The 16508-nt window shown below is 37.1% G+C and carries 13 protein-coding genes; 8 read left to right on the forward strand and 5 right to left on the reverse strand.

Going from position 1 to position 16508, the window contains the following annotated elements; all coding sequences use genetic code 11:
• Positions 1-21: 21 nt before the first annotated feature.
• Both leuS and ABLC00_RS02915 read right to left on the reverse strand, forming a co-directional pair.
• A complete protein-coding gene (gene leuS / locus ABLC00_RS02910) occupies positions 22-2646 on the reverse strand; it encodes a leucine--tRNA ligase (protein ID WP_004883283.1) in 2625 nt (874 codons plus the stop codon).
• A gap of 187 nt (positions 2647-2833) precedes the next feature.
• Positions 2834-3187 (reverse strand): DUF4124 domain-containing protein, encoded by a 354-nt coding sequence (locus ABLC00_RS02915; protein ID WP_033846467.1) that lies wholly within the window; start codon positions 3185-3187, stop codon positions 2834-2836.
• Positions 3188-3690: 503 nt separating this feature from the next.
• On the opposite strand from ABLC00_RS02915, the gene ABLC00_RS02920 reads away from it, so the two are divergent.
• From ABLC00_RS02920 to ABLC00_RS02940, 5 genes are all read left to right on the forward strand, one after another.
• Positions 3691-5415, forward strand: coding sequence for an acetolactate synthase 3 large subunit (locus ABLC00_RS02920; RefSeq protein ID WP_002053493.1), 1725 nt, complete (start codon positions 3691-3693; stop codon positions 5413-5415).
• A complete protein-coding gene (gene ilvN, locus ABLC00_RS02925; RefSeq protein ID WP_001215920.1) occupies positions 5415-5906 on the forward strand; it encodes an acetolactate synthase small subunit in 492 nt (163 codons plus the stop codon). The genes ABLC00_RS02920 and ilvN overlap by 1 nt, the downstream gene beginning before the upstream one ends.
• A 32-nt stretch (positions 5907-5938) precedes the next feature.
• Positions 5939-6955 (forward strand): ketol-acid reductoisomerase, encoded by a 1017-nt coding sequence (gene ilvC / locus ABLC00_RS02930; protein WP_002053209.1) that lies wholly within the window; start codon positions 5939-5941, stop codon positions 6953-6955.
• A 327-nt stretch (positions 6956-7282) separates the two neighbouring features.
• A complete protein-coding gene (locus ABLC00_RS02935) occupies positions 7283-9337 on the forward strand; it encodes an EAL domain-containing protein (RefSeq protein WP_006582193.1) in 2055 nt (684 codons plus the stop codon).
• A gap of 603 nt (positions 9338-9940) precedes the next feature.
• Positions 9941-10504, forward strand: a complete 564-nt coding sequence (locus ABLC00_RS02940; RefSeq protein ID WP_002053434.1) for a TetR/AcrR family transcriptional regulator — start codon at positions 9941-9943, stop codon at positions 10502-10504.
• Between the two features lie 235 nt (positions 10505-10739).
• Here ABLC00_RS02940 and ABLC00_RS02945 read toward each other — a convergent pair whose 3' ends face one another.
• Entirely contained in the window at positions 10740-11312 is a 573-nt protein-coding gene (locus ABLC00_RS02945; RefSeq protein ID WP_016803720.1) for a TetR/AcrR family transcriptional regulator, read from the reverse strand.
• A gap of 330 nt (positions 11313-11642) precedes the next feature.
• Here ABLC00_RS02945 and ABLC00_RS02950 point away from each other — a divergent pair, with 330 nt between their 5' ends.
• Together ABLC00_RS02950 and ABLC00_RS02955 are read left to right on the forward strand one after the other, a co-directional pair.
• Positions 11643-12506, forward strand: coding sequence for a hypothetical protein (locus tag ABLC00_RS02950; protein WP_004710645.1), 864 nt, complete (start codon positions 11643-11645; stop codon positions 12504-12506).
• Between the two features lie 518 nt (positions 12507-13024).
• Complete coding sequence (locus ABLC00_RS02955; protein WP_002045389.1) at positions 13025-14224, forward strand: integrase arm-type DNA-binding domain-containing protein; 1200 nt, start codon at positions 13025-13027, stop codon at positions 14222-14224.
• On the opposite strand, the gene ABLC00_RS02960 is transcribed toward ABLC00_RS02955, so the two are convergent.
• A complete protein-coding gene (locus ABLC00_RS02960) occupies positions 14217-14438 on the reverse strand; it encodes a hypothetical protein (RefSeq protein WP_002045477.1) in 222 nt (73 codons plus the stop codon). The genes ABLC00_RS02955 and ABLC00_RS02960 overlap by 8 nt on opposite strands.
• A gap of 221 nt (positions 14439-14659) precedes the next feature.
• Between ABLC00_RS02960 and ABLC00_RS02965 the strand changes: the two genes are divergently transcribed.
• Complete coding sequence (locus ABLC00_RS02965; RefSeq protein WP_002045528.1) at positions 14660-15556, forward strand: hypothetical protein; 897 nt, start codon at positions 14660-14662, stop codon at positions 15554-15556.
• Between the two features lie 2 nt (positions 15557-15558).
• Here ABLC00_RS02965 and ABLC00_RS02970 read toward each other — a convergent pair whose 3' ends face one another.
• Positions 15559-16485: a hypothetical protein gene (locus ABLC00_RS02970; protein ID WP_002061696.1), complete on the reverse strand. Its 927-nt coding sequence runs from the start codon at positions 16483-16485 to the stop codon at positions 15559-15561.
• Positions 16486-16508: the final 23 nt, after the last annotated feature.

The following is a 16508-nucleotide window of genomic DNA, read 5'->3' on the forward strand; positions in this document are numbered from 1 at the left end:
TCCTCTCATTAATACCTGTAATTAAACCACGAGGTTAACCAATTTGTTTGGAACCACAATTTCTTTTTTGGTTGGTCCTGTTAAGAACTGTTGAACTTCTGGTAACGCTTTAGCTTGAGCTAATAATTCATCTTTAGAAATATCAACAGAAACTTCAAGTTTACCGCGAAGTTTACCATTTACTTGTACAACAATCGTTTGGGTATTGCGTGTTAACGCAGAAGCATCAACTTCAGGGAAAGTTGCTTCTGTTAAGTCCGTACCAAACTGAGCCAATAAAGTCTGGCTTAAATGCGGAGCAAATGGAGCAAGTAACGTTAACAATGTTGTGATTGCTTCACGTTCTACAGCAACGTCGTTATCATCTTTTGCTTCAAACTTATTGCTTGCATTTAATAATTCCATTAACGCGGCAATTGCAGTATTGAATGCATGACGACGTTCAATATCATCACTTACTTTTTGAATCGTTTCGTGAGTCTTACGACGTAAATCTTGAGCATCTTTAGACAAGTTTGCCGTATCGATTGCAGTTGCAGCGTTTCCTTTTTCAAGGAAGCTTGCTACCAGACGCCATACACGTTTCAAGAAACGGTTTGCGCCTTCAACACCTGCATCAGACCACTCTAAAGATTGATCTGGTGGAGCAGCAAACATCATGAATACACGTGCTGTATCTGCGCCGTATTGATCGATAATTGCTTGTGGGTCAATACCGTTATTTTTCGACTTAGACATTTTTTCTTGTCCGCCGATAATCACTTCTTGACCGTCACCTGAATATTTTGCAGAAATGATGCGACCTTTCTCATCACGTTCTAATTCGATGTCAGCAGGGTTGAACCAAGTTTTCTTACCATTTTCGGCTTCACGATAGAATGTATCTGCAAGCACCATGCCTTGAGTTAACAGGTTGGTAAATGGTTCATTACCTTGTACAACGCCTTCATCACGCATTAATTTGTGGAAGAAACGTGCATAAAGTAAGTGAAGAATCGCGTGTTCAACACCACCAATATATTGGTTTACAGGAAGCCAGTTTTGAGCTGCTTCAGGTTTAACCATACCGCCAGTGAAGTCTGGAGACGCATAGCGTGCGTAGTACCAAGATGACTCTACGAAAGTATCCAATGTATCTGTTTCACGACGAGCATCGCCACCACAGCAAGGACATTTTGTTTCATAGAATTCAGGCATTTTATTAAGCGGGTTACCTGAACCATCTGGAACAACATCAGTTGGTAATACAACCGGAAGTTGGTCTTCTGGAACTGTGACTTGACCACAAGTATCACAGTTAATCATTGGAATTGGACAACCCCAGTAACGTTGACGAGAAACACCCCAGTCACGTAAACGGAATTGAACCTTAGAATTTGCTAAACCTTGTGGTTCTAATTTCGCAAGGAATGCGTCAAACGCAGCTTGGAATTCTAAACCGTCAAACTCGCCAGAGTTAACAAGTTTACCTTCTTTAGAACCGTACCATTCTTGCCACTCAGTTGCAGAGTAGTCTGCATCGTCAGCGCCTTTGGCATCAATTACTTGCTTAATTGGCAAGTTGAACTTGTTCGCAAATTCAAAATCACGTTCGTCATGTGCTGGTACAGCCATTACTGCGCCAGAACCGTAAGACATTAATACGTAGTTTGCGATCCAGACAGGAAGCTCTTCACCAGTGACAGGATGTTTTACAAACAAGCCTGTTGCCATGCCTTTTTTCTCGGCTGTTGCCAAGTCAGCTTCTGCAACTGAACCCATGCGGCATTCTTCAATAAATGCAGCTAATTCAGGGTTGTTTTCAGCAGCTTTAAGCGCAAGAGGGTGTTCTGCTGCAACAGCAACGTATGTTACGCCCATAAGCGTATCAGCACGTGTTGTATAAACAGTTAAGCCGTCAGCATAAATTTCGGTATTAGCAGATGGGAAAGTAATTTCCATACCTGTAGAGCGACCAATCCAGTTACGTTGCATGGTCAACACTTGTTGAGGCCAGCCGTCTTGTAAGGTATCTAGGTCATCTAATAGTTCTTGTGCATAGTCCGTAATACGGAAGTAGTACATTGGAATATCGCGTTTTTCAACCAATGCACCAGAACGCCATCCACGACCATTTTCAACTTGTTCATTTGCCAAAACTGTTTGGTCAACCGGATCCCAGTTTACTGTTGAAAGTTTACGGTAGATCAAACCTTTTTTATAAAGCTGAACAAACAACCATTGTTCCCAGTGGTAGTACTCTGGTGTACACGTTGCAAATTCACGGTCCCAATCAACAGATAAACCTAATTTTTTTAATTGGTCACGCATATAAGCGATGTTTTCAAATGTCCATTTTGCCGGAGCAACTTTATGGGCAATTGCAGCGTTTTCCGCAGGCAAACCAAAAGCGTCCCAACCCATAGGTTGTAGTACGGTTTCGCCTTTTAAACGATAGAAACGGCTAATTACGTCGCCAATTGTATAGTTACGCACATGACCCATGTGCAGTTTGCCACTTGGGTAAGGGAACATTGACAGGATGTAACGATGTTTACCTTCGACAGTGTCGGCAACTTTAAAGACTTTACGATTTTCCCAATCTTGTTGGACGGATGGTTCAATCGTGTTTGCTTGATATTCTGGGTCAATGTGAGAAATAGTCATAGACGTAAGCTATACAACGAAAATTGAAATGAAAGATTGCTGCACAGCATAGCGCAAAATAGAGGAAAATGTCAGTTTTTAGATCACGATTTTATCTTTTAATATGCGCTATAAAAATTTCCCAACTTATTCTTCTTTATTTTAAATCCGAGAAGAGTGGTGAAAGTATTCACCACTCTCATTTTACTTATCGTGGTGCTGAAGCTGATGGAGCAGGTGCGGGTGCAGCAGGTGAAGCTGCTACTGCAGGTGCAGTTTTTTCCTGCATGGCGTTAGCTGCTTCTGGTACGGCTTTATCTGTTTTAGTCTGAGCTGGTTGTTCTGGGTTTGATGTCGGATTCTTTACAGAAGGCTGGGTACCGTAAGTTGAAACTTTGTTCAAATGTTTCGCACCCTTAGGTGGTGGCGTCGTGGTGTAATGTGTCGAGCCGTTTTTATCTACCCATTTATAATATTGCTCGGCTTGACTTTGAGTTGAGCAAACAAAAATTGCTGTGGTGATTGCTGTATATAAGCTTGTTTTTAAATAAGATAAATTCATATTAGATGTTCCCCAAAAAATACTGACTATATTTAAATAAAGTTCATAAATAAGCAATTTAGAATGCTGGGTTTTATATAAAAAAGAGTGTTTTTTTAATAAAAATGGAGAGGGAATGAACAAATTTACGGCTTAATATTAGATTAAAAAAACAACAGCTAAAACTTTTTATGGAAAAACCATTTCTTTATTCTTGACTTTGTATATAGAAACAACAAAAATGCTTTCTCTAGTTTTATATGTATTTACTCGATCACCCTTCGAATAAATATCATGTTTTGTAATAGACATTCTCTCTAGCCGAGAGATTGATTTTACTAAAGTATGTATATCCAGACATGCTTTATTAATGTTAAAACAGCTTATACGGCTGAAAAACAGAAATTTTTCTATTGCAACGAAAACTAGACAATATGTGTGCTATAACAGTGCAGACAATTCAATGAATGAAACACTATTTGTGCCTTCCATAAATAGTGATAAAAATTTTAGGGTGAATCACGTTGGAACTTTTATCTGGTGGTGAAATGCTCGTTCGTGCTCTTGCGGACGAAGGCGTTGAACATGTTTTTGGTTATCCAGGCGGCGCTGTATTACATATTTATGATGCGCTATTTCAACAAGACAAAATCAATCATTACCTCGTGCGCCATGAGCAAGCTGCTGGTCATATGGCAGATGCCTACTCGCGTGCTACAGGTAAGACTGGCGTAGTACTGGTCACTTCTGGTCCAGGCGCAACCAATACAGTAACTCCAATTGCAACAGCTTATATGGACTCAATCCCAATGGTGATTTTGTCTGGCCAGGTTGCATCACATCTGATTGGTGAAGACGCTTTCCAGGAAACTGACATGGTTGGTATTTCACGTCCTATCGTGAAACACAGCTTTCAGGTCCGTCACGCGAGTGAAATCCCTGCAATTATTAAAAAAGCATTCTATATCGCGTCAAGTGGGCGCCCTGGTCCAGTTGTAGTTGATATTCCTAAAGATGCGACGAACCCTGCAGAAAAGTTTGCCTACGAATACCCTGAAAAAGTGAAGATGCGTTCATATCAACCGCCTTCACGTGGCCACTCTGGTCAAATTCGTAAAGCAATTGATGAATTACTTACTGCAAAACGTCCTGTTATTTATACAGGCGGTGGTGTCGTACAAGGTAATGCTTCTGCGTTATTAACCGAACTTGCACATTTACTTGGTTATCCGGTAACTAACACACTTATGGGGTTAGGCGGATTCCCGGGCGACGATCCACAGTTTATTGGCATGTTGGGCATGCACGGTACATACGAAGCCAATATGGCAATGCACCATGCAGACGTAATTTTGGCGATTGGTGCGCGTTTTGATGACCGCGTAACAAATAACCCAGCCAAATTCTGCCCGAACTCAAAAGTGATTCATGTCGATATCGATCCTGCGACCATTTCAAAAACGATTATGGCGCATATTCCGATCGTTGGTGCAGTAGAGCCTGTTCTTCAAGAAATGTTGGCACAGTTAAAACAGTTAAATGTGTCTAAACCAAATCCTGAAGCAATTGCGGCTTGGTGGTCTCAAATTAATGAATGGCGCAAAGTTCATGGTTTGAAATATGAAAACCCATCTGATGGCACCATGAAGCCACAGCAGGTTGTTGAAACTTTATATAAAGTAACCAATGGTGATGCCATCATTACTTCTGACGTTGGTCAACATCAGATGTTTGGTGCACTTTATTATAAGTACAAACGTCCTCGCCAATGGATCAACTCAGGTGGTCTTGGCACCATGGGTGTTGGCTTACCTTATGCAATGGCTGCGAAGCTTGCTTTCCCTGACCAACAAGTTGTTTGTATTACGGGTGAAGCTTCAATTCAGATGTGTATTCAGGAACTTTCAACCTGTAAACAATATGGCTTGAACGTAAAAATCTTGTGCTTGAATAACCGTGCTTTAGGTATGGTAAAACAATGGCAAGATATGAACTATGAAGGTCGTCATTCAAGTTCTTATGTTGAGTCATTACCTGACTTTGCCAAGTTAATGGAAGCTTATGGTCATGTAGGCATTCAAATTAATCATGCCGATGAACTTGAATCTAAGCTTGCAGAGGCAATGGCCATCAATGATAAATGCGTATTTATCAACGTTATGGTTGACCGTAGCGAACACGTTTATCCAATGCAGGTTGCAGGTCAATCTATGCGTGACATGTGGATTTCTAAAGGGGAGCGCATTTAATGAGACATATTATTTCTGTACTCGTTGAAAACGAAGCTGGTGCGCTTTCTCGTTTGGTGGGCTTATTCAGCCAACGTAACTACAACATTGAAACTTTGAATGTTGCACCAACCGAAGATCCGACATTATCGCGTTTGACGTTAACGACTTATGGCGATGACCATAAGATCGAACAAATTACGAAACAGCTCAACAAACTTGTTGAGGTGGTAAAAGTAGTTGATTTATCAGAAGGTTCACACATTGAACGTGAACTTATGCTAATCAAAGTAAAAGCATTAGGTGCTTCACGTGCCGAAATTAAGCGCACTGCGGATATTTTCCGTGCGCAAATTGTAGACGTGACACCAACGACCTATACCATTCAAATAGCAGGGACAACTGAAAAATTAGATGGTTTTATCGATGCGCTTGCAGAAAACACCATTCTTGAAGTCGTTCGCTCAGGTGTATCAGGTATCGCCCGTGGCGAAAAAGTTTTAGCCATTTAATTTTTTAAAAAGTATTTTAGCGGAGAACACAAATGCAAATTTTTTACGATAAAGACTGTGACTTATCAATCATCCAAGGCAAGAAAGTTGCGATTATTGGTTACGGTTCTCAAGGTCATGCTCATGCACTTAACCTTAAAGACTCAGGCGTAGACGTAACTGTAGGTTTACGTGCAGGTTCAGCTTCTTGGAAGAAAGCTGAAAACGCTGGTCTTAAAGTTGCTGAAGTCCCAGCAGCAGTTAAGCAAGCTGACCTCGTAATGATTTTGACTCCAGATGAATTCCAATCACAACTTTACCGTGACGTGATTGAGCCAAACATCAAAGAAGGCGCGACTTTAGCATTTGCTCATGGTTTCTCTGTTCTATATAACCAAGTTGTTCCACGTAAAGACTTAGACGTAATCATGGTTGCGCCTAAAGCTCCTGGTCACACTGTACGTTCTGAATTCCAACGTGGTTCAGGTGTTCCTGACCTAATCGCGATTCACCAAGACGCTTCTGGTAATGCACGTAACGTTGCGCTTTCTTACGCTTCTGGCGTAGGTGGTGGTCGTACAGGTATTATCGAAACTTCATTCCGTGAAGAAACTGAAACTGACTTATTCGGTGAGCAAGCAGTTCTTTGTGGTGGTGCAGTTGAACTTGTTAAAATGGGCTTCGAAACTTTGGTTGAAGCTGGTTATGCACCAGAAATGGCTTACTTCGAATGCTTACACGAACTTAAGTTAATCGTTGACTTGATGTTCGAAGGCGGTATCGCTGACATGAACTACTCAGTTTCTAACAACGCTGAGTACGGTGAATACGTAACTGGTCCTGAAGTAATTAACGAACAGTCTCGTGAAGCTATGCGTAATGCATTAAAACGTATTCAATCTGGTGAATACGCGAAGATGTTCATCCAAGAAGGTGCGTTGAACTACCCGTCTATGACAGCTCGTCGTCGTCAAAATGCTGCACACGGTATTGAACAAACTGGTGCTAAATTACGTGCGATGATGCCTTGGATTCAAGCGAACAAAATCGTAGACAAAGAGAAAAACTAATACTCTTTTCTATTGTTTAAAAAGACCCTGCTTCATGCAGGGTTTTTTTATTTTAGAGCAGCTAAAATAAGCTTAAAAAAACATCATTAAGGTCAATTGACCTAGATTTAAGAAATCCTATATTTTTCATATAATTGGATGCTTAATTTTTGTTTACTTTATTGATTTCTAAAGTAAAAAATACTTGACCAAATGTTAGATAATGTTATTGTTTATAACTGACCAAAAAAGTCGAATTTACTATTTTTCTTTAACGTGTTTAATTGTATTTTGTGCAATGAATTGAACAAAATAAAAAAAAGTATTGAATAATCATGGAAGTCCAATATGGGTCATGTTGATTACGATAGCACATTGATCGTCGGCTCTTTTATTGCGGCTGGCGCTATTTGCTATATTGTGATTTCCATGGAGCAATTAATATTTAAGCAAGCCTATCAAAAGATTGAACCGCTTATTTTATTATTTAATGGATTATTACTCGCAGCAGCGATTAGTATTGTCCATATTGTTGGCATGCATGCTTATCATTTATTTGAAACTGCCAACGCTAATCTTTCTTTAATTACGCTTTCTTTTGGTATTAGTGCTGTACTTTCTTGTGTGGCAATTTGGCTCACTTCCCGTTTTACACTACCATTATTTAGGTTGGTTTTAAGCTCAGTCATTATGGGCATTGGTATTTCAGCTTCATATTATGTGAGTATGCTGGGCTGGAATATTGATATTTATAAGAAAGATTACACCTCATTTCTCATTTTATTTTCTGTCTTAATTGCCATGAGTGGTTCAGGTCTAGCTTTTTTGTTGGCCTATAAATTAAAAGAGAGCGAGCGTAATCGAGTAAGTTTAAAACTCGCTTTTGCAGTCATGATGACTTTAAGCATTATGGGCATGCACTATACGGCACTCATTGCGACTAATATTACCGATAAATTTGTGAGCCAATATCAGGCTGAACATGACCTGTTGTTGTTTACTATTATTCTGGTTACATGTCTGGTACTGGTCGCGAGTTTTATTGTCGCCGTGCTGGAACAACGACTGAATCAACGAAATTTAGAACTCCGTAAAGCCAATAAAGAACTCGCCAATCTCTCCATTCAAGATAACTTAACTAAATTACCAAACCGACTTTATTTAGTTGATTACGCAGAAGTTCTTCTGTCAGACCATCGTTATAAAGACCAGAAAATTGCTTTTCTTTATATTGATTTAGACCGTTTTAAATCGGTAAATGATGCCTTTGGTCACCACATTGGTGATCAACTGCTTATACAAATGGCCAATCGCTTACATTGGCAACTCAATGAAAAGTGTAAGTTGCTTAGAATTGGCGGAGATGAGTTTTTATTAATAGCTGAAAATACCGATACTGAAGAGGCAATGCAACTTGCTGAAAAAGTATTGCAGCTTATTCAAGACAGTTACCAGATTTCCGGTAAAGAAATTAATATTTCGGCAAGCCTTGGCATCGCATTGTTCCCTGAACATGGGCAGAATGTTCAAGACCTGCTAATGAATGCCGATGCTGCCATGCTGATGTCTAAAGAGCAGGGCCGCAATACTTACACCGTCTTTAGTTATTCAACCCACCAACAAGAAACCAGAAGTCAGTCAAAACTGATCAATGATTTATATAAAGCAGTCGAAGAAAAACAATTTGTTCTCTATTACCAACCTAAATTTAATACCAACCTTGAGATTTGCGGGGTAGAGGCACTCATTCGCTGGAACCACCCAACTTTAGGTATGCTGACACCACACATGTTTATTGGTGGCGCGGAAAAGACAGGTTTAATTATTCCAATGGGATATTGGGCACTTGAGCAAGCTTGCCAGCAAATTCAGGAATGGGAACGTAGCAATACCCAGTTTTATCCAATCGCAGTCAATTTATCGGCTTTGCAGTTTGAAAATAAAAAGCTCTTTAGTACCCTCGAAGGTTTGTTAAAAAAATACCAAATTAAGCCTCATCACCTCATTATTGAAATTACTGAATCAACTGCAATGCGGCATATCGACTTAAGCATTCGTGCTTGTGAGCGGCTGCGTGATATGGGCATTCGTGTCGCAATTGATGACTTTGGAACAGGGCACTCAAGCTTCTTATATTTAAAAGACTTACCAGTCGATGAGCTTAAAATTGACCGTGGTTTTATTGTCGATTTAAAACCGGGCTCAAAAGAAGAAGTCATTTTAGAAAGTATTATTCATTTGGCGAAAAAGTTAGGTTTAACCGTAACAGCCGAAGGGGTGGAAACTCAGCAGCAAGTCGAAATTTTAACGCGTTTAGGCTGTCAGCAGTTCCAAGGTTACTTGTTAGGAATGCCTGTAAATGTAGGGCAACTGATTCAGTCACAAGGCGCTCATTTTGTTTAACGAACTTGTGATAAATTTTAAAATTACAACTTTATATAATATCTAAAATAATAATTTAGTTAATCTAATGAAAAATAATAAGAATTTTAAAAACTTGTCATAAATTCCACATTGACACTTCTAAACTCTCAGATTATCCTTTGCCTGCTGGCCTACATTGCCAGCCGGTTGTCGCAGACCGATTAGTAAAGGCATCAGATTATTCCCTCTGAGGAGTAGTCTTGTGTGTAAATCGTCCCTCGCTCGTTGCGGTAGGACGAGTGAGGGACACCTTCGGGTGTGCTGATTCTTTACTATCAGTCTGCGAACCCTTGCTCGTTCTGCCACCATAATTCTTTATTAATGCTTTGGCAGAACTCCCCATATAAGGAGTTGGCTGTGCATACTTTTTTTACACCTCCCAGTTAGTCTTTAACACAGTTTGATCACTTTCGAGTTTTCAGGCTTTAGTTCGTCACAACTAAAAAATCATATCAACAATAAACTTGAGATGCCCTAGGGCCATCTTTGGGGCCTTTGCATGCTTTTTTTGCCTAGAGCAAAAGTTGCGGCTGTTTTATCTCATTTAGACACAACAACAAATTATTTTATAACGGTACATATATGCCATATTCAGATCTCTCATTTCGCGCGTTAAGTGTGCTTCATACATCTCGTTATCTTTTTAATGACCATGGTTTTCACAACGTTGGTGTAGACCGCATTGTAGAAGAAGCGGAAGTGACCAAAACCACGTTTTATAAATATTTTCAGTCTAAAGAGCGGCTTATTGAAATGAGTTTAAACTTTCAAAAAGATGCTTTAAAAGAAAAAGTCTTCTCAATTATTTACACACAAAAAGATTTAGTGGTGCGTGAAAAGTTAAAGGAAATATTCTTTTTACATGTCAATCTGGAAGGGCATTATTATTTGCCATTTAGAGCTATTTTTGAAATTGAAAAAATTTACCCTACAGCCTATCAAGTGGTTATACAGTACCGTCAATGGTTAATTGATGAAGTTTATAAATTGCTTTTAACAGCGAAGAACGATGCTACTAAAAAAGATGCTCATATGTTTTTATTTGTAATTGATGGTGCCATTATTCAACTGCTAGATGAAACGAAGGCTGATAATAGAGAACTGTTATTGCAATATATTTTAAAAAGTATTTTTCTTAGTGATTAATTAATTAAATAGATGAGCTTAACTAACATTAGAGTTTTATTAATAAATTTTTTTTAAGAAAAGCTTGAGCTTATATAAAATAAGGCCGCTATGCATTTAAAACATAACGGCCTAATCTATATATAGCTAAGAAGATGAAACAAGTCTGTTCATGTAAAAGAGTATGTATTCAAGCTTTCGTATGGGTTAAAACAAGGTTTATTTATGAGATAGCATCATAAATAATTAAATCTATTTACGCAGCCGCACAGCTCTGCGTTGTTTCAAGCTCAATGAGTTTATTTATATAAGACCATGTTCTTTCAGCATTAATTTCTGGTTTATTAATGGTGCCATCGATAATAAGCCCATCAATAATATTTAGAAAAAGGCTGCTTAGAACTGTTGGATCTTCAATGTCTAGCTCTAAAAACATAGAGACTACTAAGTCGTAAATCCATTGTCTATATTGGTTCACTTGGCTTTTAATGGATGGATACATTTGTAAAACTTCTATAGTCGCTTTTTTAAATAAACAACCATAAAAATCTTCAGTGTTAATCCAGTCTATATACCAGTTAAAAACATTTTTAAGTTTATTTAACGGATCATGTGCGCGGTTTACCTTTTCTAATAAAGAAGCCTGCACTTCCAAAATTCTTCGCTGAAGGCATTCTTCAATTAAAACTTCTTTAGAAGAGAAGTACTTATAGAAAGTCATTTTTGCAACATTGGACTCAGCAATAATTTTGTCTACCCCAATTGAGGTATAACTTTTCTGATTAAAAAGGGTCATTGCTGTTGTTATAATCGTTTCTCTTTTTGACATTGGTTGCCCCGTCATAGATATTTTTTGATTAACTTTGCTATTGTAAAGTATGAAAGCTTAAATAAAACTTATTTTATGATATTTAAAAAATTATATTTATTCAATAGTTTGGTTTATTTTAAAAAACAATAATATATATTTTTTATTGGCAATAGTTTACTTTTTTAAATAATATTAATTAATCCATTGATTTGTTGAGATAATAAACATAATATCGACTCGTTAAGTATGGGTATATGGAATTTATCCTTTTAGCAATTGAGTGCGAAATGGAAATAGGGGGATAAGCCTTAGCTTAACTATAAGAAAAACTTTTTATTGAGAATGATTATGTCAAAAAAATTTGAAGACTTTGATAATCCAAGACAAAAAGCATTACAAGGTATGAAAAATAGTATTTCTGCCCAACAGTGGGAAGAAAACTTACAATTTCTCAAACAGTTAAGGAATAGAATTGCACATTTACCAGTAAGTCATCATCCAGCCATTGAAATATTAAATAACGGTTATCTTGATAAACAAACCTTGACACGTATTCATTTAGAATATCGTCATGCCATCGTACAAATTTTTACTGATGCTTTATTACAGGCACAGTTTTTAACAAAGCAATTGGAACCAAAGCTTCACTCTGGCGCCAAAATGTTTCCACGTGTGTTATTAAGCCTAAATATATTAGATGAATTTGGTTTTAGACCGGGTTTGGGTAAAGATAATTATTATTTAGGAAACCCTGAATACGCACATTATCCATTATATGAAGATTTATTAAATGACTACGGTTTGTCTGAGGACGACCGCCGTAATTATAAACCTTCAAAAATTGCAGATCAGGTGAGAACATTTTTAGAAGCTTCTTATGATAGCTATATGAATGTAGTGGCTTTATTGGCTGTAGCAGAAGAAGAGGTTATTCTTTTTAGCCCGCCATTAAGACAAGCCACCAAGTTCGTTAATATTGATGTTGAGGGTGGTGGTTATTATCACGTCCACGGCGTCTCAACAGATGAAACAGCAGAAGCTGCTGATGATGATCATCAAGACGACTTGTGGTTTGCATTAGCACAAGCGATTACCAAAGATGATTATGAAAGCTTGACCAAACTATGTCTTGATTATTGTGCATTGTGGACTGAGTTTTGGGATGCACAAATTGCCGATGTTCATTTTATTGAAGAAAAGAAATTGGCATAAGTTTTTTAAGTTCACTTGTAAAAGCCTGTTTATATTGGACAGGCTTTTTTATTGGTGTGAGGACCCGAATTTTTATATTTTCACCAAAGTTATTTCAAATATGAAAACACGGGCCAACAACTCAACAATCTCTAAACAGTACCTATAAATCTGCTACAATTACGCCAATTTTTATTTTGATCGACTTTAGATCTTTGGCACTGCAGTCTCCGCAGTAGGTGTATTTCATGAGTTTTAAAGATGAGTTAGCGGCACAGGTCGCTCAACGACGCACATTTGCTATTATTTCCCACCCAAATATTTGATATCTATTCAAGCCCATTCAACCTATTTCAAATATAATAATAAAATCATTGTAAGTACTGTAAAAATATAAAAATATTGCTATTCTTTATCTGATATATCTTTCAACCCCGTTCAATGAATTTCAAGTCTAGTCAGTATGTTTGTGTACATATGTGTGTACATATTTTCTAGAATTAGCTACTTGAAAAAAATATGTACACAGGTGGAGTAAAATGCCTTTAACAGATACTTGGCTTAAGAAGAATCTAGATCGTGAACGTTCAGCTATACATACAGAGCCTGATCAAGATGGATTGAGCGTTCGTGTATCACAAAAAGGAAAGCTCACTTTTCAGATGCGTTTTCGATATAACGATAAGCAAGCTCGTTTAGACTTGGGAACCTATCCAAATATGAGCCTTAAAGAAGCTCGTATTGAATTGCAGAAAATGAAAGCAATTTTAGAAAAGGGACATGACCCACGTATTCATAAAAAAGTAGAACTTCACAAGATCACAGAGGCTATAACTTTTGAAGCGTTATTTCGTGAGTGGCATGCGAAATATAGTATTCCTAATAAAAAGAATGCAGATCAATATTTGAGATCATTTGAACTTTATGTTTTCCCAAAGTTAGGTAGCATACCTGCTGAGCAAATCACATTACATATGTGGTTAGATTTACTAGAAGAGCAATTTAAACAGTCACCATCGATAACTGATCGTATTCTTACAAATACTAAGCAGTGCTTGGACTGGGGCGTTAATCGAAAGTTAATTGAGCAAAACCCTATACGACACATCACTGGAAAGCGTGACTTAAATATTAAGAAGAATAAAACGAATCGAGTGTTAAGAGATGATGAGTTATCTTTAATTTTTAAAATTTGTGAAGAATCGAGAACATCCCTAAGGAATGTTTTATTTCTCAAGTTATGTTTGTTTTATGGTAATCGATATAGTGAGTTGAGGCTTGCACGGAAATCAGATTTTGATTTTAGTAAAAATACATGGACAGTACCGTATGAAAATCATAAGACAGGAGAAAGTAAAGGGGACATTGTCCGACCTATTATTGATGAAATTAAACCGTGGCTTCAGTCTGCAATTGATTTGAGTAATTCTGAATACATTTTCCCACATGAAAATGGCAAAGAGCCAATGGGGCGTAGTGGGCCAACAGATACCCCTTATAACTTCATGCAATTTGCAAGGAAGAATTATAAAATTGAAATGGATCATTGGTCTATGCATGATTTACGGCGTACAGCAAGGACAAATTTCAGTGCGTTTACAAGTAGGGATGTTGCGGAACTGATGGTTGGTCATGTGATGCCTGGGGAACAGGGGACATATGACTATTATGATTATCAAAAAGAGATGTCGAAGGCTTATAAAAAATGGTGGAAAAAATTAAGTAATCTGTCTAGCTAGACAGATTACTCATTTGGTTGTTATTGAAATATTTGATTAGCCATTCGTTAAACGTTTCTTCATCCCAAAGGCTAGTAGAGCCAACGCATTTCTTAATAGGTTGTGGCATCGGTTGTTCGAACATTTTTTGATTGGGTTGTTGGTAACGCCATAATGTTGAAGGAGAGCAATTTTTAAGTTTGTGGCGAATTTCTTTAGATGTTAAGTAGCCCATACCTTTGATCCTTTTGTAGTCATAACAATTAGATGAAAGAACTAATTTCTAGCTTTAAATACAGGTCAGAGAGCAACGCGTATTTTTAAGTCATTAGTTCTGTTTGTTGATGAGGTCACTATAAAATTTAGAAAAGGATTAAAGTAGATCAGTACTCATGTATAAAAAAATTTTAGCATTATCAGGTTATAATGTTTTGTTAAATAATGGATTAAAAAATTATGGAATCAAAAATAACTTCAGATTTAGCATTACTTGAACAGAACATTGTTGAAAATTTCTGTTACTACTATCAGTGTGATTTGGTGGCAGAGTTTGGGAATCCATTATATGCAGCTATGAAAGAAAAAATTATGCTTCGAATGAAAGATAATGATTTTTCACTCAGTGAGCAAGCCTTAAGTCTGATAGAGGTGAGTAGTGACATTAAATCAATTCCTTTTAAGCCTGTCCAAATTTTTGAACTTCTAGTGCAGATCAATAGCTTAAGACAAGATATGGAGCAGTTAAAAAAGACGCTCCAAAAAAATCGTTACTCAAATATTTTAATGGCGTATGTAGATGCATTAAGTGGAAGGTTTTATTTAATCTGCGATACGAAGCTTGAAAGGCAAGCTAAAGCAACACAAGCAGCGGTGGCAAGCCATACCAAAAATTTATACCCAAGACAAGAAATAATATACAGAATTTTACGTGAGCAATTAGCTCAACGTGGTCGTAAATGGGATAACCTGAATCAGGCCGTCACTTCAATCATACCTATATTACTCAAAGAATTTGAAAAATATGATGTCATTTGGATCAAGTCTGAAATTACGCACATGCATGCTGAGCTTCAAAAACTTGAAAAAGGTGATGAGTTCATGTCTGAACCACGCTCAGATAACTCAGTAAAACGTAAAAAAGTATCATCTGCTGTAAAAGCTAAAAAAATCAATAAAATCCAAGTTGAAATTAAAAAACTAGAAAGTATTCTTCATTCTAAAAATCCTTCACTTAAGCTGAAGGATTTGAATTATAAAATGCCATATAACAACACTGCTTATTTAGATGAAACGATCATCCATTGGTTGAGGGGACAGCCTGAAATATTGGAGGAAATATTAAATCCAATTTAAGCTTATTTGTTGGTAAATAGTTTTACTTGGTTTGTAAGATACTTTGGCATAGCTTCTTGTTTATTATTAATTTTTTCTTCTATGTCATTATGACTAATTTCCCCTTGTTTAATAAATCCTGAAGGTCGTGGATAAATAGGTGGGTAATCGTTTTCAGAAATAGGCGCAATAGTTGTATGAAGGGGATTTGTGGTTTCTGATTTGAGTTCCAGTGTCGCTGTTATGCGGAGAAGGTTGTTATTAAAATCAGATTGTAAATTTGATTTTATTATCCTGCGAGAGTTCTCCTTTCCTTCGTCACTTTGAGAAGCATAAATTTGGTCAAGGTCATCTTCATTCGGAAATTGGTTTTCTAGGACTTCCAATTTTTGCTGGGTTGAAACCCATTGGCTGAATAAGTAATCCTGAATTTTCTGATTGAGTGCATGTGCTGTCTCAAGCTCTAATTTGTGCTTACTCTTTATATATTCTTCATAATCCCTCAGTTTTTGAATTTGTTCCTGTAATTTATTAATTTGAATTTGTTGCTTTAATTTGTCTTCGTCAAAACTATTAATGACATGTTCAAGTGTCCCTGAAGCACTGCTATGTTCAAGCTTTTTTTTGATTTGTTCAAGTTTAGATGTAGTGCTTTTACTTATTCTCGCTTGAATACGACTTTTATGTTGTTTAGAGAGTTGGTACTTGTACTCTCTAAACTTCTTACGAATAGTTTCATAAAACTCTTTAGATACGGTGACAATTTCTTTTGTTGAAAGTGTGGCTTGTTCTTGATCATAACCGAATAGGATAAGGGGTTGGGATATAGATACGTTAAACTTTTGGGGGATTGATTTGCTCCATGTATCTTTATTTTTTTGAATGAAATCTTCCTTCGTTTTATTGTCTTTCTTCATCCAATTTTCAAAATTTTCGTATGGTCTTGACATGGTGTTCATTTTTATTAAATAGA

The sequence above is a fragment of the Acinetobacter nosocomialis genome, from assembly GCF_041021905.1.
Classification (GTDB): Bacteria; Pseudomonadota; Gammaproteobacteria; order Pseudomonadales; family Moraxellaceae; genus Acinetobacter; species Acinetobacter nosocomialis.